14 protein-coding genes are annotated in these 17,850 nt (G+C 54.7%); 2 read left to right on the top strand and 12 right to left on the bottom strand.

Going from position 1 to position 17,850, the window contains the following annotated elements:
* The first annotated feature begins 181 nt into the window (after positions 1 to 181).
* Complete coding sequence (locus GSF01_RS07995) at positions 182 to 2,410, top strand: helix-turn-helix domain-containing protein (RefSeq protein WP_159882652.1); 2,229 nt, start codon at positions 182 to 184, stop codon at positions 2,408 to 2,410.
* A gap of 98 nt (positions 2,411 to 2,508) precedes the next feature.
* Here GSF01_RS07995 and GSF01_RS08000 read toward each other — a convergent pair whose 3' ends face one another.
* From GSF01_RS08000 to GSF01_RS08010, 3 genes are all read right to left on the bottom strand, one after another.
* Positions 2,509 to 4,086 (bottom strand): extracellular solute-binding protein, encoded by a 1,578-nt coding sequence (locus tag GSF01_RS08000; RefSeq protein WP_159882654.1) that lies wholly within the window; start codon positions 4,084 to 4,086, stop codon positions 2,509 to 2,511.
* 68 nt (positions 4,087 to 4,154) lie between these two features.
* Positions 4,155 to 5,048: a carbohydrate ABC transporter permease gene (locus tag GSF01_RS08005; RefSeq protein ID WP_159882657.1), complete on the bottom strand. Its 894-nt coding sequence runs from the start codon at positions 5,046 to 5,048 to the stop codon at positions 4,155 to 4,157.
* A 17-nt stretch (positions 5,049 to 5,065) separates the two neighbouring features.
* Complete coding sequence (locus GSF01_RS08010; RefSeq protein WP_159882850.1) at positions 5,066 to 5,932, bottom strand: ABC transporter permease; 867 nt, start codon at positions 5,930 to 5,932, stop codon at positions 5,066 to 5,068.
* Positions 5,933 to 6,379: 447 nt separating this feature from the next.
* On the opposite strand from GSF01_RS08010, the gene GSF01_RS08015 reads away from it, so the two are divergent.
* The gene (locus tag GSF01_RS08015) at positions 6,380 to 8,140 is read left to right on the top strand and encodes an alpha-glycosidase (RefSeq protein WP_159882852.1); all 1,761 of its coding nucleotides are present in this window, start codon (positions 6,380 to 6,382) and stop codon (positions 8,138 to 8,140) included.
* 218 nt (positions 8,141 to 8,358) lie between these two features.
* Here the strand turns inward: GSF01_RS08015 and GSF01_RS08020 are convergent, their stop codons facing one another.
* From GSF01_RS08020 to GSF01_RS08060, 9 genes are all read right to left on the bottom strand, one after another.
* Positions 8,359 to 9,726 (bottom strand): MATE family efflux transporter, encoded by a 1,368-nt coding sequence (locus tag GSF01_RS08020; protein WP_159882659.1) that lies wholly within the window; start codon positions 9,724 to 9,726, stop codon positions 8,359 to 8,361.
* Between the two features lie 202 nt (positions 9,727 to 9,928).
* Positions 9,929 to 11,443 carry a preATP grasp domain-containing protein gene (locus tag GSF01_RS08025; protein ID WP_159882661.1) on the bottom strand — a complete coding sequence of 505 codons (1,515 nt, stop codon included), beginning with the start codon at positions 11,441 to 11,443 and terminating at the stop codon, positions 9,929 to 9,931.
* Positions 11,427 to 12,134 carry a dTMP kinase gene (locus tag GSF01_RS08030; RefSeq protein WP_159882663.1) on the bottom strand — a complete coding sequence of 236 codons (708 nt, stop codon included), beginning with the start codon at positions 12,132 to 12,134 and terminating at the stop codon, positions 11,427 to 11,429. Before GSF01_RS08030 ends, GSF01_RS08025 begins: the two co-directional genes overlap by 17 nt.
* Before the next feature lie 51 nt (positions 12,135 to 12,185).
* A complete protein-coding gene (locus GSF01_RS08035; protein ID WP_159882665.1) occupies positions 12,186 to 13,307 on the bottom strand; it encodes a nucleotidyltransferase family protein in 1,122 nt (373 codons plus the stop codon).
* A 41-nt stretch (positions 13,308 to 13,348) separates the two neighbouring features.
* Positions 13,349 to 14,935, bottom strand: coding sequence for a bifunctional metallophosphatase/5'-nucleotidase (locus tag GSF01_RS08040; RefSeq protein ID WP_159882667.1), 1,587 nt, complete (start codon positions 14,933 to 14,935; stop codon positions 13,349 to 13,351).
* A gap of 27 nt (positions 14,936 to 14,962) precedes the next feature.
* Entirely contained in the window at positions 14,963 to 15,793 is an 831-nt protein-coding gene (locus tag GSF01_RS08045) for an ABC transporter permease (protein WP_201305334.1), read from the bottom strand.
* 5 nt (positions 15,794 to 15,798) lie between these two features.
* The gene (locus GSF01_RS08050; RefSeq protein WP_159882669.1) at positions 15,799 to 16,587 is read right to left on the bottom strand and encodes an ABC transporter permease; all 789 of its coding nucleotides are present in this window, start codon (positions 16,585 to 16,587) and stop codon (positions 15,799 to 15,801) included.
* On the bottom strand, positions 16,562 to 17,572 hold the full coding sequence (locus tag GSF01_RS08055) for an ABC transporter ATP-binding protein (protein ID WP_159882671.1): 1,011 nt from the start codon (positions 17,570 to 17,572) through the stop codon (positions 16,562 to 16,564). Before GSF01_RS08055 ends, GSF01_RS08050 begins: the two co-directional genes overlap by 26 nt.
* 12 nt (positions 17,573 to 17,584) lie before the next feature.
* Complete coding sequence (locus GSF01_RS08060; protein ID WP_159882673.1) at positions 17,585 to 17,845, bottom strand: acyl carrier protein; 261 nt, start codon at positions 17,843 to 17,845, stop codon at positions 17,585 to 17,587.
* Positions 17,846 to 17,850 lie beyond the last annotated feature (5 nt).

A 17,850-nucleotide genomic window follows, 5' to 3' on the forward strand; every position in this document is an offset into this window, starting at 1 on the left:
TCACATTGTTCATACCCGGCTCGGATCTTTCGCCTGGAACGATCCGCTCGCCTTTTTTTGCCGTACTTGAAGTATGGTTTGTTCACTGCCTTCGTCTTTTTTCACTAGCTGAAGCCTCGTACGATATGATAGTATTCGCTGTAGAAAACTCCCAAGACGAGTAAAAAATGAGGTGCCCGTGGTGCAGATCCGCTATGTTGTCAAAAATCGCAGGCTCTTCACGAGCTTCCTGCTCAGCATCACCTTGTGTATTGTGGTCACGCTGCTCAGCTCTTCCTATCTGTATTATCGTAATTATAACGGTATTGCCTTGAAGCAGGCGTTCCAGTCGGACCTGAACAGTCTGAACCTGACGAGCAAAGCGATAAACGGGATGACCGACAGCGCCCAATCCGTAGCTTTTCAGATTTACCGCAACAGCAGTATTGCCAAGCTTTTGTATTATTCGGTTCCCAACATATATGACGTAACGGCGGGGATGAGCGAGATTACCAACCACCTCAGCTCCATGCCGTTTATCGAATCCATTCTTGTCTATAACTCGGCTTCAGAGACGTTCTACATGGCTGCCCGCACGGGTCAAAATGGGATATTTGCGAAAAGCGAGCTGGCGGATACCGATATTCTGCGAGTGTTGGATCGCTTCCGAGACTACAAGCCGTTTACTCCTATACCGAGAACCTATAACACGGAGCCAGGCATGTCCGAAATGATAAGCGCTTACACGTTTCTCTGCTATGACGCTATCAATAAGAATCAAACCATTAACTCAGCCGTAATTGTAAACATATCCGCCTCATGGATTCATAAAGAAATTTCGCCCGATCTGGGGCAAACCTATATTGTGGACGACCAAAGCCGGATGCTGTCTACGAGCACGCTGCTGCCGCCCGTCTGGTCGGATACCGAAACCCGGCTGATGCTGGACAGTGTGAGGGATAACCCGTCCGGTTACTTCACTCATTCCTTCCAGAACGAAAAATCCTTGATTTCCTTCACCGAAAGGGACTCTCTGGGTTGGCAATATGTTAGAGTCACGCCATATCTAACCATAACGGACAGCATCAGCACGATCCGCAATACGACGATTACGATAGCCGCTTTCATTTTGTTTGCAGGACTTCTGATCTCTTCCCTGCTCTCCGGCTTCCTGTACGTCCCAATCAGGCGAATCCTTCACAAGATGAACTCCCTGGAAACGGAGAAGCGGAACCACTCTCAGACGATCAGGCAAAACGCCCTCCGAAGTCTCCTGCTCGGTACGCGCACCTTATCCGGCGGCACGAAGCTGGACAGTCTGAAAAGCATCGGCATCACGTTTCCCTTCCAGCAAGATTACCGGGTCGTTCTGCTCAAAATCGACCGGTTTCAAGAATTAAGAACGACTCGAGGCAGCGATCTTCCTATTTACAAATTTGCGATTATGAACATCAGCTCGGAGGTATTATCGGATTCCTGTCAGGTGGAGACGGTAGATATGGACGACGACAGCGTTGCCTTGCTTGTCAGTGTTCATACAGCAGGAGAACCCGTCGATGACAAGCTGTTCCTTCGGCGGCTCCGGCAAACCCAGAAAGCGGTCCAAGAGTTTCTGACCATCAGCGTATCCGCCGCCTACAGCCCGATTACCAACCAGCCTCATCATCTTCATCCGCTCTACGAGCAGGTTAAGGAGGCGACGCTGCATCGGATGTTTTACGGTCACGGCTGCTTGATCGATTCGGAGGATATTCTCGCGCTCAAATCGAAGGAATATGTATATCCGGCGGAGAAGGAGAAGCGGCTCTCGGATGCCATCCGGGCAGGTAAAACGGAGGAGGCCATGCAAGTATTTACGGAAATCGTGCAAGAAACCTCCTCCTACCCCATTCATGTGATGAGGCTGGCTATTTCACACTTAACGATGACGATCAACAACTTGATCTATTCCATCCAGAAGAACGGTGCGTTGGAATTTCGCGGCGGCCTCGACATTTACATGCCTTCCGCTGATGCCGTTGAGACGATTACAGAGCTGACCGCTTCTTTCCGTACCTTCCTGGAAGAGGTGCACAGCAAGCTGGTAGAGAAACGAAGCATGAAGCAGGCGGATCTCGTGCGAAGCATCAACGAGATGATCGAGAAGCATTATGCCGATCCCGGTCTTTGTCTGAACTGGATGGCGGAGCGTCTCGATCTGTCCTCCATCTATGTAAGCCGTGTCTATAAACAGCAGACGCTAACGGCGATCGTCGATGTCATCAACGATTATCGGCTGGAGAGGGCGAAGGAGCATCTGGAGCAAAGCGACAGCTCCGTCACCGAAATTGCCGAGAAAGCAGGCTATACGAGCAGTTCCTACTTCCACCGGATGTTCAAGAAGCGCTTCGGCGTAACTCCGTCGGAGTACCGGAAAGCCAAGCTCCGTTAATCCGAAAACGGCAGGCCCGCTCCCGCCATGCAGAAAACCCGGTGCGTTCACGCGATATGGTGAATGAACCGGGTTTTCTGCTTCTGCCTCACAGCTATTTATTTAATTCCTTGGCTCTTCGTGTATTCAAGCCACTGCTTCTTATACTCGCTCTGAACCTTCTCCAGTCCGGCTGTTTTGGCCTTGCTCAGGAAGGTGTTCAAGCCTTCGTCCACATTAGCGACCTGACCGGCCAGTAATGGATATAAATACTGCTTCTCTACCTGCTCCAATGCCGCCCGCTCCGCCTGGTAAGAGGTATAATCTTCGGCGAAGCCCATGAAGATGTCCGGCTTCTGAATCTTATCCAGCTCGTCGAAGATCGCCTTCACGTTGTCATACCCTTTATCGAACAGCATGAATTCCGGATTTCTCCATGCCCATCCCTGCATGCCTTCGCGTGCAAAGCCATTGGACGTGTTGTCGCCCAGCATTTTGTAGTAGCCGTTCTCTACTTCAAAGTTTTTACCCTCGATCCCATACTGCGTCAGCCAGTTATAACGTTTGTCCGTCACAAGCTTCTCATAGAAAGCTAACGCCCGGTCGGCATTCTTGCTGCTCTTGGGGACGGCGAAGCCGTTATGAATCGGATGAACCGGCGTGGCGTATCCAATCGTCAGTCCATACGGATGGTACCCCAATTCCCAGTCCGGATGCGTGGACTTCATTTTGCTGAGCGAATCATTATACCGCGTCGGATTGTCGCCAATAATAGCCGTCGCTTTTCCATGGACGATTTGATCTGGGATCGTATCTTTGACGTTCAGCACGTTTTTAGGAAAATATCCGTTGTCGGCCCAGCGCTTGATCAAGGTCAGATCCTGTTTCTGTTCGTCGGAGCCCCAGTAGGAGTACACCACATTGGGCTTATCATAGGCAATGCCTACCCCGTAAGGGATTGGCCCGCCGACCCATTTGTGAAACTCCCGAATGCGATCAATCAGCCCCCCGCTAATATCCGAATTGGCAGCAAGCGGCATAAGGCTGGATTCATTCTTTTTGATGCCCTCCAGATAAGCCTCGAACGTGGCCAGGTCTACAGGCTTCGGCAGGTTATGTTTCTTCCGCAGATCCTCCCGCCATACAAAGCCGTTGGTTACATACTCCTTGTACGTAGCGGGAACGGTATAAATCTTGTTATCGATTTTAACGGCCTCCCACATGTCCTTGGGGACGAAGGCATGAAGCTTGGGAGCCGCCTTCGGCAAAAGCTCGTCAAGGGGCAGGAACGCCCCGCTCTTCGCATAGGCCTGGAACTTTGTCCATTCGGCGGTATAGATCAAGTCGACCGACTGCCCCGAGGACAATAAGAGCTTATATTTCTGCTCCCAATCCGTCCAGGTGGTAAAGTTGAATTTTACAGTTGCATTGAGCTCCGCTTGCGTCAGCTTGTTGACCTCCGCTTCGATGATAGGAAGGTCCTTGGGAGCGCTGCCCAGCATGTAGAACTGCAGCTCCACCTTCTTCGAGGTATCGATACCCGATGGCGCAGTCGCCTGAGGGCTGCTGCCGGGAGCAGGGGCGGCTGGATCGGGAGCGGGCTTGGATGGTTGGTCGCCTCCGCAGCCGGCCAGTGCCGTAAGCAGCAGACTCGACGTAACCAGCGTTGAAACGACCTTTCCCTTTTTAAGCTTCATGAAAATCCTCCTTATCAATGTTCGGTAGAATATGTTATCCGGCCAGGGCGTTACCCTGATAACCGGTTCTAACCTTTCACTGCGCCAATCGTCAAGCCCTTCACAAAGTACCTCTGAATAAAGGGATACAAGAGTACCATTGGCCCGGTTACAATAAGCGCCATGGCCATTTTCGTGGATTCGGTCGGTATGTCTTCGGTCAAGGTCACTCCGGTCCCCGCCCCCATGTTCGTAATGAAAGCGATCGTGTTGATAATATTGTATAAGTAGTACTGCAGCTGGTAGAGCTTCTGGTCATTAATGAACAGAGAAGAGGTGAACCAGTCGTTCCAATAATGCAGGGCAAGGAATAACCCCACCGTGGCGATCCCCGGCATAGACAGATGCAGCACGATCCTCCAATAGATGGTGAAATCATTAGCCCCGTCGATCTTGGCCGACTCGATGATTTCATCGGGAACCGCTGAGCGGATAAAATTCTTCATAAGAATAATGAGAAACGGCGACATCAAGCCTGGCAGCACCAGAACGGCGTATGTGTCCATCAGATTAAAATATTTCGTCAGCATGATGTACCAGGGAATCAGTCCTCCCCCAAACAACGTCGTAAAGTAAATGTAAAAGGCGAGCTGGTTCCGATACTTAAAGTCCTTGCGCTGAAGAACATAACCGGCCATGGTCATAAAAAACAATCCCAGTATCGTACCAACCACCGTCGTCGACGTGGTCACCCAATAGGCTTGAAGCACCTCCTTTGGAAATTGGAACACCATCTTATAGCCTTCCAAGGAAAACTTGGGCGGGATCAGATGGTAGCCCTCCCGGATAATGCTGGCATTATCCGTAACCGAAGCGGAGATAATGAGCAAAAACGGAAACAGACAGGCCAGCGTGACCAGTGTGACCACGAGGTAGGCCATCGTTTGGAATAAACCGTAGTACTTCTCCTCTTTGATCTTCATACAATCCTCTCCCTTGATTAAAACAACGCGTACTCGTCGTTAATTTTCCGAATGATGGCATTGACCGACATGATCAAGATAAAGCCGAAGACCGACTGATACACTCCTGCCGCCGTCGCCATGCCGATCTCGAAGGTAACCTTCAAGGAGCGGTATACATACGTATCCAGAATATCCGTCGTGTTATAGAGCAGGCCATTATTGCCCACGAGCTGGTAGAACAGATCGAATTGCCCCTTCATGATGCTGCCGAGCGCGAACAACAGAAGCATAATAAAGGTCGTCTTCAACATGGGGATTGTAATATGGCGGATACGTTGAAAAATATGGGCACCGTCAATTTTTGCCGCCTCATAATACTCGTCGCTGATGCCGGTAATGGCAGCCAAATAAATGACCATGCTATACCCTATATTTTTCCAAAGATAAAAGAGGATGATCAGTACAATCCAAACAACCGGCTTGCTGTACACATCCACAGGCTCCATGCCCACACTCTTGAGCGTCGTGTTCATAAATCCGGTCTCGAAATTAAATACGTTGTACACAATGACGCTCAGGATAACAAAGGATACGAAGTAGGGGAGAAACAGGAACGATTGGGTGATTTTCTTAAACCATCTGATCTTCAGCTCGCTGATCATAACGGCCAGGACCACCGCACCTATATTGCCCAGCAAAATAAAAGCAAGATTATACCCAAAGGTATTGAGCGTCAGCCTGAGCAAAATCCCGGATTTCCACAAAAACTCAAAGTTTTTTAGTCCGACGAATTCACTATTGAACAGGCTCGTGTTGAAATCGAATTTGGTGAAGGCGTAGTAAATGCCGACCATCGGAAAGTAAGAATTAATGAGGAAAAACAAGAGCGCCGGCAAAATCATCAGAAACAGGATGCGGTTGGTCACTAGCTCATACCAGAGGCCTCGCTTGTTTCTGGAGACGGATGCGGGTGTAACGAGACCCGGACCACTGGAATGATGTTGGTTATCCTTGAGCGTGCGCGCATTCAATCTTTATCACCTTCCTTAAAGTTAGCTTGTATGCTTGAAGTATAGGGTGGGACTCATGCAGAGGGAAGTGAAGCTTTCTTAAGTTAGTGAACAATGCTGTCATGGGCCTAATGAACAATTCACTTAGAAGTGCACTTAGCATGGTATAGAGGGCAAACCGCACCTGCGAAAAAAACAGTTTACAATTTTGCCAATCCCTTGCTATAGTAGAAATAAGTTAAAGGCAATGTTACCGGAAGGTACAACCTCGGGATTTCTCCGCGGCTGTGCCTTTTTTTCATGCCTATTTTCCATTCTAAGGAGGTTTATTCCATGACCATCGTATTGGAAGCCATCTATCATCGAGCCAAGCAAAACTGGTCGTATGCCTACGACCGAGCCACCCTGCACATCCGCATTCGTACCAAAAGGGACAACGTAGAGCAGGTGCACCTATTCGCCGGAGACAAATACATCTGGGAGGAGTCTTCGGCATATATCCCTATGATCAAGTTTGCCAGCGACTCGCTGTTCGACTACTGGCAGGCGGAGATAAAGCCCCCTTTTCGCCGTCTGAGGTACGGCTTCCGGCTGCAAAGCGGAACCGAACGAATCTGGATGACCGAGGTCGGGTTTCATCAAGGAGAACCGGAGGACTCCACAGGGATGTTCGAGTTTCCCTTCATCAATCCGGCCGATGTATTCACTCCGCCGGCCTGGGTGAAGGATGCGGTGTTTTATCAGATCTTCCCGGAACGCTTCGCGAACGGGGACCCCGCCAATGACCCGGCGGATGTTGAACCATGGGGCGGCGACCCGACGCCGACCAATTATTTCGGCGGAGATTTGCAGGGTGTCATCGACCACTTAGATCACCTGACGGACCTCGGCATTAACGCTGTTTACTTCAATCCGCTGTTCGAGGCGGAAACCAACCATAAGTACGATACGACGGATTACAAGAAGATTGATCCGCACTTCGGCACGAACGATACGTTGAAACGGCTTGTGGAGGCTTGTCATAAACGGGGCATTCGTGTGCTGCTGGACGCGGTATTCAATCACAGCGGAAGCTCGTTCGCTCCCTTCGTCGACGTCGTGGAGAAAGGAGCAGCTTCCGTCTATGCCGACTGGTTCCATATCCGGGAGTTTCCGGTCGGACTGAAGGACGGAATTCCTACCTTCGATACGTTCGCCTTCGATACAAGCATGCCGAAGCTGAATACGGAGAACCCCGGCGTTCAGGACTATCTCTTGGACGTGGCCGAGTATTGGATCAAGGAGGTGGGCATCGACGGTTGGAGAATCGATGTAGCCAATGAAGTGGATCATCGCTTCTGGAGGCTGTTACGCGACCGCGTGAAGGCCCTCAGACCGGACGCTTATTTGCTCGGAGAGATCTGGCATGATTCCATGCCGTGGCTGCAAGGGGACCAGTTCGATGCCGTCATGAACTATCCCTTCACCGGCGCCGTGCTGGACTTCGCCGCTAAGGGAAAACTCGACGCCGCCGGCTTCGCGAACACGGTCGGCGCCCAATTGGCCAGTTACCCTTGGCAGATCAATGAAACGACCTTCAACCTGCTGGGCAGCCACGATACGCCCCGCCTGCTGACCATTTGCGGCGAAGACAAGCGGATGATGAAGCTGGCCACCGCGCTGCAATTCGTCTTCCCCGGCGCTCCCTGCATCTATTACGGCGATGAAGTCGGGATGGCCGGGGACGGCGACCCGGATTGCCGCAGATGCATGATCTGGGATACGGGGGAGCAGGACCGCGAGCTGTTCGCCTTCTTCCAGCGCATTATCCGGCTGCGTCTCAGCCACGAGGCGCTGCGCTCCGGCAGTCTCCGCTTCCTGTCGGCCCAGCCCGGCGGGCATCAGCTCGTCATCGAGCGTGCTACGGCCCGCGAGAGGCTGCTCATCCTCTTCAACGCCGCCTCTAAGAACGCGGTTCTCAGCGTTCCGGCGGATACGGCTCAGTGGAATGACCTCTGGTCCAGCCGCATGCTGGCTGCCGAGGACGGCCTCCTGCACGTAGAGCTTCCGGCCTACGGCTTCGCTATACTTCAGGCGGCGGCCCCCGCAGACGGAGTCTAAAACGCGGATAAGAGAAAGCGACGCAGAAGGAAACGCAATAAGAAATGCAATAAAAAATGCAATAAGAAACGCAAGAGAAGATGAGGTCTCGCCTCGTACTTCTCTTGCGTTTTTCTGCTTGTTCGTAGAAGATCCCCGCTCATGTGAATGCTTCAGGGCATCTTCCGTTATTCAATTGAAGCAGCGGGATTAGGCAGGTACGGGCTGCGTTATTGACGTTAAAACGGCACTGCCTTTCTTTCCTCCGCCGCTCCGACGATGCTCATCCGCTCCCAGGCGCGCGTTCTCCACCTCCAGTAGAACAGCGCCCCCCTCACCCATTCGTCCACGACGAATGCGATGACGACGCCGAGCAGACCCAGCTTGCCGTACACGCCCAGCATATACGCGAGCGGAAGGCAGATAAGCCACATCGAGCCGACTCCGAGATACATCGGTACCTTGGCGTCCCCGGCTGCCCGCAGCGCATTGATCAGGACGAGATTAACCGCACGGCCCGGTTCGAGCAGGATGCCGAGCAGCAGCACCTGAACGCCCAGTGACAGGATCGATGCGTTGTCCGTGAATAGGCCAAGCAGAGGACGCGAGCCGACAGCCATCACCGTAGCCGCACCGACCGTCACGATCACGGCAATGCGCACGCTGCGCATGCCCCGCGCGTACGCTTCATCGAACCGGCCCGCCCCCACCATCCGGCCGAGCAGAATTTCCGTGCCGATCGCCAGGGATACCGTAAACAGCATATTGAACATGCCGATGCTTTGCGCATAGATTTTGGCGGTCAATGCGTCCGCTCCCGCGATTGCAATGAACGAGGTAATCGCCATCTGGGCCAGAGTGGTGAAGAAGCTTTCTCCGGCCGTCGGAACCCCGATCCGCAGCAGCTGCTTCACGTAGGTCTTCTGTGCCGACCACCAGCCCTCGGGGACGAACCGGTGCTTTACCTTGCGGTAGAGCAGAAGGAGCAATATGCCGATCCCGATCAGACGGGAGACGTTAGTCGATAGCGCTATTCCTTCGATGCCGAGAACCGGCAGGCCGAAGGGGCCGTACAGAAACAAATAATTGCCGAGCAGGTGCAGCAGATTCATGCCGACGGCTACATACATCGTACTCGAGGTGTAGCCGTAGCTGCGCAGGATCGTGGCGAGCGTAAGCCGGACGGCTTCCAGGAAACAAAAGCCCCCTACCAGCTTCAAATATGTCCAAGCGGAATCCATCAGCTCGGCCGGAATCCCCATTAAGCGAAACACCTGCGCTCCCGAAGCGAGCAGCAGCACGGCAAGCAGCAGGCCAAATGCAAGGTTGAGCGCGATAGCCGTCAGCCCGATCGCGCCCGCCTCTTGATTTCGCCCGGCCCCTAAATACTGGGAGATCACCACACTAGTCCCTGCGGCCACGACCCCGAACATCAGATTCACCAGAAACAGGACCTGATTGGCCACGCCCACCGCGGCAACCGCTCCATCTGAATAGTGACTCAACATCAGCGTATCCGCATTGCCCATCAGCATTGAGAGCAGCATCTCCACAAATATGGGCCATGTGAGCGCTGCTAAGGTTAACTTTTTGCCATCTTTCAACATTATACCTCCTAAAGCGCCGCGGTAATTGCAAAAACCCCGTATCTCCTGGACGGGAGAATACGGGGTTGTTACGGACGCGAGCATAGTGATGCGTCTCATAAAGCATAGCCCTTCACTTGTAAGCAAACCAAACGGACGAACCGCTTCACAATGAGCATGATAGCATCATTATAGAGGAAAGCTTACATGTTGTGAACAATTTTCAATTGTTTACCTTAATACTTGGCATCTCTGCCTCCTGCGCTTCCTCAGCTTCCTGCAGCAGAAGCGCCGAAGGGGAGCAAAGCCGGTTAACAAACGCTTCCAATCGGGCATTGTAGGCTTCGACGCCTGACCAATCCCTTGCTGCCGTTAATGTAAACAGGCGGCCGGCATAAGCCGTTGACGCCCCGTCCCCCTCAGCGACCGGTATGGACAGCGTGCCTGATGTATAGACCAAAACCCCTTTGCCCGTTTCCCGGTTATACAGCAATCCTTCACGCTCCATAGCCGTACACAGCCGGGCGTAGTCATGCGGCTGCCGCGTCAGCAGTTTGAAGTAACGTGCATAAAGCTTTACATCCCCCAGCACATCTCCTGCAAATGAAAGATACGTGGACAGCGTGAACCGGCCGTTGATCTCAATGACCGGAATGATCGTCCCGTCCTTCGTGATGATCGAATCAACGCCTGCCACTCCCGTATAGCCATACTCTTCATATAAATGCTTGCCGATGAGCACGCCGTATTCCCGGTAGGCGGACAAGGTGCGCTCATCCAGATCGGCGGGCATCGCCGAGCCGATATAGACCGTATCTCTCAGCACCTGCCGCTTGATGGAGAACACCTGGGCCTCCCCTTGCGGCGACACATAGAGCTGGAAGCTGATATCGGCCTGTGTCGGGTACCAGCCCTCGACCAGCCACTGCGCATCCTCTCTGCCCCTGGAGAAGCGGGCCAGGCGGCTCAGCAGAGGCGCCAGCTTCTCGGCGCTATCGACCCGGTACAAGCCTTTGCCGGACGCGCCATGCGGCTCCTTCACGATGACCATCCCGAACTGCTCCCGTTCGGTCAGCCGCTCGTACTCGTCGCGAATCTCTGCCGTGCTCAGGCATACCTTGCCCTGACTGACCGGCAGACCGAGCGCCTCTGCGATGCGGCGGTTGCCGATCTTATCGTTCACAGCGGCGTTCACGCCAGCCGGCGCACCGACAAGCGTGAGCCCGCATTCCTCGGCGATCCTCTCCTCCAGCCGGGTCACCGCGTAGGGGACGAAGTACACTCCCGCCGGACGGCGCCCGGCTTCCTCCACACCGCTGCCATCCGCCTGGGCCGTTCTCCCTGCCCCTGCCGCCTCTGCCTCAGCTGCTGCCTCAGCCGCTGCAGCAGCCAGTTCCCGCTTCAGCCCTTCATCCTGCAGCACCAGCTCGGAGATCGGCAGCAGCGCATCGGCGCCGCGAGGCACCAGGATGCGGCGCGGCACCTCGAAGCCCCACTCCCGCAGTTTGGCCAGATAGGCCTCATCCGGCCGCTCGCGGACGATTAGAATATCCTGCTCCCGGCAGAGCAGGAGGTTCATCTCCTCGACTCTGGCGACGATGCGGTCTTCCGTTCGGTCGATGACCCCGGCGTGTACCGGATGCCAATATTTCTCCGCTCCGATATTGAGCAGCCAGATCAGCACATGCTCGCGCTTGTGTGTCGTCAAGCATCGGATCAGGTCAAATTGTTCGTCCATTTGCACTTCCACTCCCCTTATTTGCCTTCGCCGCAAGATGTCCAAACAGGGGGCTCTCCGCCCCCAGCCGTTCCTTCACATACCGTTCCACCCGGACTTCGGCGGGATCATCGCCGGAGATATCCGCTCCGGTTGTGACGACCTCGACCTCCACAAACGTGCCGCCGTTCGGGGTCAAGCCGCCGAACAGGCAAATATAGGCCTCCCGCATCCTTCGCAGGTAAGTCAGATCGTCGCCCTTCAGCCGTTTATTCGGGTGGAACAGCCGCTTGCCCCGGACTCTGATCCGGTCGTAGCACAGCTCGGGCGGCGTGTCCAGGAAGATGACCCGGTCCGGAGGGCGGACGAGCCGCGCAAGCTTGCTTCCAAGCCGGGTGCCCGCACCGTTCGTCGCGTCGCGGGTGAGCGCCGTATGCACGTACCTGTCCGCGATGACGATACGCCCCTTTCTCAGCGAGGGTGCTATGATCAGGGCATAGTCGAGAAGGAAGCCGAGCCACTGCAGCAGGCTGTAGACGCGAGGGACAAGCAGTCCCGCGCGGTTCAGCCCCGCTGCCAGCATGCGGATTGCCCGGTTGGCATTCCATTCGACCAGGACCGCTTCAAAGCCTGCGGCCTCCAGACGGGCCAGCAGCCGCTTCATGCTTTCGCTTTTGCCCGAGCCGCTGATTCCTTCATAAGCTACCAGCACTCCCTTTACCCGGCTACCAGCCGCGCCGCTCTTCATGGCACAGCCGGGCGGTCAGATCGTTTCCAGGCTGGGCAGACGCTCCAGACTCCGGTAACGCTTGAGATCAAAGAAGCGGGTGAGCAGGTCTTCCTTCCAGGTATAGACGATAGAGGAATCCGCACCGTCAATGACCTGTTCCAGATAGTCCGTATTCGCAGGGCGGATGCGCTCCAGCGCTGAGGCGAAGGCCTCGATATCGCCCAGTACCGGAAAGAACGTCCGGGCGTATTCCAGCGCGTAGTAGCATTCCTCCACAATGTTGTTGGCGCGGATGATCTCTTCGAATCTTACCCAGTCGATCTCCAGCTGCGGGTCGGTAAGAAAGCCGTAAATATCGACGAACTTATACAGTCCGAGGTCGCGCTGCCACTCGACCCAAGTAATAACTCGGGCCTCCTTGTACAGATGAACGCACAAGTGGGCAAGGAAGTATTCCTTCGGCAGCGAGCTGACCCGCTGGCCCTCCGAAAACAAGTACGTCTCCGACTCCCGGATGAAATTATCGACCGCCTGCTCGGTGCCATGCGGCATCCAATCCAGCGAGAAGTTGATATCGATCTCGATCAGATTGATCCCGGGCTCATCGACAACCTTGCGGAACGGTACGACCTCGCCGTAGTTCATCCGGTAGTTTACCAGTTCGCGGCGTGTAGCCGGAACGACCACGTTCTCATTCTCGTCATGGAAGCCCTGGACAAAGCCAAGCTCCCGGAACACGTCTCCGCAAGCCGTCAGATCCCCGGCATTCAGCAAAATATCGATGTCGCTGGAGATGCGGCAGCCAGCCGGATACGTCGAGTTGGCCAGGATGGAGCCTTTGAGAAACGCATGAGGGATTCCGCTGTCATTCATCGCTTCGGCGATGCGGGCAACCGCATGCTTGTGCGAATTGGTGCGCAAGGCCTGAATCTGATGAATCAGGTATAGCGCCATTTCGAATTCGCGGTTAAAGAACGGGGCGCTGATCTTGCGCAGCACATGGTAGGCGATGCCCGCCGTCCGGTTATACGTCATATGCCCGAGCACTTCCGACAGATCCAGCTTCTGGCCGAGCAGCTCCAGAATCTTCTCCTTGTTCGGGGTTCTGTATTGGGCCAGCTCCAGGACCAGCTGCTGTTCCGGGGTAATCGTCATCTCGCATTCCTCCAGTTAATTGAAATGTAGACTAACAAGCATTATTGATAACGCTGGTTGATGATCTTGATCCGCTCTTCCTCCAGCTCCTCGGGCAGCTTGCCTCCCTGGCTCTTCAGGTAAGCGGCGACCTCTTGACTAAGCAGGCCTCCCCGCTGCACGACCTTGGCGTCCTTGAACACGTCATGATCGTCGCCGCCAGCTATCAAGAAGTCGGTGATCGCAACCTTGTACATGGCGTTCTTATCCAGCGGCTGCCCGTTTCGGGTGACACTGGAGAGCCGCTTGCCTGCGGGCTTTGAACCGTCGATCTCGTAGGTGATGCCCGATACCTGCAGGAAGCCGCCGTTGCTCGCTCCGCTCGGCCAGTTGATCATCCCGTGCTCCAGCGCCTTGTAGATCGCTTCGCCCTTCAGCTCGACCGTGACCAGATTGTTAACGAAGGGAAGCACGTTGTCGAGCTTATACAGCGTCACATCGCCGCCCGGAATGCTCTCTCGGATCCCCCCGCTGTTGTACAGCGTAAGGTCCGCATTTCCCCGCACCCTCATCGCATCGGCGACCAGATTGCCGAGGTTGGTCGATTTGGTCCGCACATGCGAGCGGATGCCGTCCAGGCCCGACTCCGAGGTGGCCACGACCTCCTTGCCGTTCTCCAGTGCCATCGCGTGATAACGCCCCACGATCTCGGCGATCTTCGGGTCCTCCTTCTTCCGGTCCAGCGTCTTCCGGACGCCCCAGGCGACCTTGGCCACCTTGCCCTGCCGGAAATACAGATCGGCGACTCCGACATGCGTAGAATAGCCGCCGGACTCCACGACCGGGACGCCGCTGGCGATAAGCGGTTTCTCGTACAGAAAATGGCCGTGCGCGCTGAGGATCAGGTCGATGCCGCTAACATTCGCCGCGATCAGATGGCGGTCCAGATCGTCGCCCAGATGGGACAGCAGTATGATCGAGTCCACCTGCTGCTCCCGCAGCTCGGCTACAGCCTTCTGGGCCGCAGGCAGCGGGTCTTCGTAACGGACATCGCCGATGCCGTGCACCTGAAGATCCTGGAGGAACTGGGCCGTCGTCAGCCCGAATACGCCGATCCGCTTGCCGCCAACCTCGAAAATCCGGTAAGCCTCGAAGACCGGTTGGCCGCCCTTCGTAATATTGGCGCTCAGAATCGGGAAGTTGAGCTTGTCCTTAAGCTCCATCGTACGCTCCCAGCCCCAGTCGAACTCATGGTTGCCGGCCGTCAGCGCATCGTAGCCCATCAGATTGGCGATCTCAAGGATCCCTTCCCCCTCATTCACCGCCGCCTCCGGCGTACCATGGAACATATCGCCGCCATCCAGCATCAGCGTATGGGGGTTGTCCTTGCGGATCTCATCGGCGATTCCCTTGATCAGAGCCATCCCCATTTCGGGATGCTGATCCGTCCCCGGCAGAAGCCCGCCGGTATCATACTCCTTGAACGTAATATGACCGTGCAGATCCGCCGTATTGATGATCGTAATTCGCTTTTCGTAATAGCCCGCCGCCAGCAGCATGCGGTTGAAATCGACCTGGGTCGCCACCGCATAAACAGCCGCCCCCAGCAGCAGAACGCCCAGCACAAGTAACGTGGTGTACTTTTTCAAAGCAAGTTCCTCTCTCCTGATTCGGTATTAATACATAGAGTTGCCTGAGCTCGTATAGCTCCGCACGCCCCGCTTCCACAGCCGGTACACCAGCAGAAACATCGCCAGCCCGACAAGCGGGGTCACATACAAGTATCCGCCCCCGTACAGCTGCAGATCATCCTTCCGTAGGAAAAACTGCGCCGGAAAATAACTGACGAACGAAAAGGGCACGAGAAAGATCAGCATCTTCTGAATGAGCCCCGGATAAAAGCTGATCGGGTAACCGGCAATTCGTCGTGCATTGAAGAAAATCAGATTGCGCAGATTTTCCGTCTTGATCGTCCAGAAGCTGAAGCAGGCCGACAGCATGAAGATCGAAGCTTGAATCATCGCTCCTCCGATTAGCGCTGTCACATAATAGAAAATGTTGACCGCATCCCAGACGATGCCCACCGAGAACGCCGTCTTCATGAACAGAATCACGCCTACGACGCCATGGCCAAGCGTGGCCGGCAGATCGATCTTCGAAGCGACTGTTTGGAACAAGAGACCCAGCGGACGGATCAGGAACCGGTCGAACTCCCCGGAATGCACCATCCCGTCAAAGTCGCGGACGCCGGCAAACAAAAACACGAAAAGACTGTAGGATAAAAACAGGAAGCTGTACAGGAAGAACAGCTCATTCATCTCCCAGCCTCGAATGTGCAGAAACCGGGCCAAGATCAACAGCATCACGATGACGCTGATCATCTCCCGGCAGAAGATGGCGAAGGCGAGGAACGAGCGGTCCAGCTTATATTCCAGCGTCGTTTTCAGGTTCAGCTTCGCGTAGCGAAGGAACAGCCCGGCCAGCTCGGCCGTCGAATATCCTCCCACAATTGTCAGCCTCCTTGTACGACCAGTCTTTTTTGGGCCAGCGTCCACAGCAGCTGCCCCGCTCCGAACAGTACGGCCACCCATATGCATTGGCGCAGCATGCTCATGAGGATCTGATCCTCCGGCACCATGCCCAGATAGATGCGGATAGGGATATAGAAGATCGAATCGAAAGGCGTCATCTCGATAAATCGTACGAGCTGCGGGGGCATAAGCCAGATCGGCACCAGAGCGCCCGAGAAGATCATGACCGCCGCATCCTTAATCGTGACAAGACTGAAGGTCCAGTAAAACCAGAATGAACTGACCCAGACGATAAAGTTCAGATTGTACAGCACGAGAAAGCCAAGCGCCGCACTGAGCATAAAATAAGCCAGCATCATCCCGGAGAACGGGGGCAGCAGCTTGAATACGACAATCGAGACCACCAGCACAGGCGCAAATTGCATGACGACCCGGAACGCTACCGAGCCCAGATTGTAGAAAAACACATAGAGCCTGAAGTTGATCGGCTTTAGCAAGTCCGACGATATAAGCCCGCTGCGAATCTTCGCTTCGATGAAATATTCATCCATGACATAGACGAGCTGAAGGAGAAACGACAGCACCACGTACGTGACGAGAATTTTGAACTGAACGCCCTCCAGCATATCCCCTTCCTCGTAGATCGCCCGCCAGATTGCAATATTGACGAAGATCATCACGATCGCATTGAGCACGCCCGCGAGAAAATCAACCCGGTACACGATGCTGTTCTGAAACGACTTCTTAGCAAACTCCAGGTAAACTCTCATCGAGGCTGATACCCCCTTGGTAAATTTCCCGGATGATGCCGTCGATATCGGGCTCCTGTACCGTGAAGTCGAGTAGCGGATACTTCTGCATCAGAATTTGCAGGATAGCGGACGCCTGGATCTCGTCCCGGGAAAACCGGAACCGCTTCTTCGTCCCCTTGTCCTCGATCAGCTCGACGCCGGGGATGAACACATGACCGACAGGCTCGGCAAATTCAACGGCTAGCGTCCGGTCCTTGCCATATTGGTCCTTAATCTCCTCTACCGTACCGTCATAAATCTTATGTCCCTTGTCGATAATGATCATCCGCTCGCAGGTCTTCTCGATATCGACCATATCATGCGTGGTGAACAGCATCGTCGTTCCCTTCTCCTTATTCATCTGCCGGATGAAGGCCCGGATGTTCTCCTTGGCGACCACATCCAGACCGATCGTCGGCTCATCGAAGAAAATGATCTCGGGGTCGTGCAGCATAGCGGCGGCAATATCCGCCCGCATCTTCTGCCCGAGGCTGAGCTGCCTGACCGGCTGCCGGATGAACTCCTGAAGGCCTAGCAGCTCGCTGAACAGCTCCATATTGCGCTTATAGCGCTGCTCGGGTATCCGGTACACATACCGCAGCAGATCGAAGGTATCGGCCACAGGCAAATCCCACCACAGCTGCGTCCGCTGGCCGAAGACGACGCCGATCCGCTGAGCGTTCAGCTTGCGGTCCTTATGCGGAGAGAGCCCCCCGATCGAGATCGAGCCCGACGTGGGCACGAGAATGCCCGTCAGCATCTTGACCGTCGTGGATTTGCCTGCCCCGTTCGGTCCGATGAATCCGACCGTCTCGCCCTGCGCGATCGAGAAGTCGATCGAATCGACGGCCCGCTTCTTGACGTACTCCGGCATCAGCAAACTGCTGATGGAGCCCAGCAAGCCTTTCTTTCTGACGCTGATCTCATATTCCTTGACCAGTTCCTTGACTTCGATAAATGCCACTTCCAGCCCCTCCTAGATCGGCTGCTGCAGGCCGAGCTTCTGTCCGATGATCGAGCTTAATTTGCCAATCGTATTCAGGTTGTCCAGCAGCAGCTCCTCATCGCCAAATACGACGTCGAACTGTTCTTCCAGACTGAGTACAATATCGACGCAGTTGATCGAATCCATCCCCTCGGCAGTCAGCGAATGCTCATCAGACAAGCTCTCCTGGCGCTCATCCCCGAGCTTTAAGGTATCCGCTACGATTCTCTTTACTTGCAGGCAAATCTCCATCCTGA

Origin of the sequence: Paenibacillus puerhi (assembly GCF_009846885.1) — a bacterium.
GTDB lineage: Bacteria > Bacillota > Bacilli > Paenibacillales > NBRC-103111 > Paenibacillus_G > Paenibacillus_G puerhi.

Coding starts and splice junctions, on each gene's coding strand:
- GSF01_RS08005 (WP_159882657.1), bottom strand. CDS start 5,048: ATGAAGATCAAAGAGGAGAAGTACTACGGTTTATTCCAAACGATGGCC.
- GSF01_RS08025 (WP_159882661.1), bottom strand. CDS start 11,443: ATGGACGAACAATTTGACCTGATCCGATGCTTGACGACACACAAGCGC.
- GSF01_RS08050 (WP_159882669.1), bottom strand. CDS start 16,587: ATGAGAGTTTACCTGGAGTTTGCTAAGAAGTCGTTTCAGAACAGCATC.
- GSF01_RS08010 (WP_159882850.1), bottom strand. CDS start 5,932: ATGATTTTGCCGGCGCTCTTGTTTTTCCTCATTAATTCTTACTTTCCG.
- GSF01_RS08020 (WP_159882659.1), bottom strand. CDS start 9,726: ATGTTGAAAGATGGCAAAAAGTTAACCTTAGCAGCGCTCACATGGCCC.
- GSF01_RS08060 (WP_159882673.1), bottom strand. CDS start 17,845: ATGGAGATTTGCCTGCAAGTAAAGAGAATCGTAGCGGATACCTTAAAG.
- GSF01_RS08000 (WP_159882654.1), bottom strand. CDS start 4,086: ATGAAGCTTAAAAAGGGAAAGGTCGTTTCAACGCTGGTTACGTCGAGT.
- GSF01_RS08035 (WP_159882665.1), bottom strand. CDS start 13,307: ATGACGATTACCCCGGAACAGCAGCTGGTCCTGGAGCTGGCCCAATAC.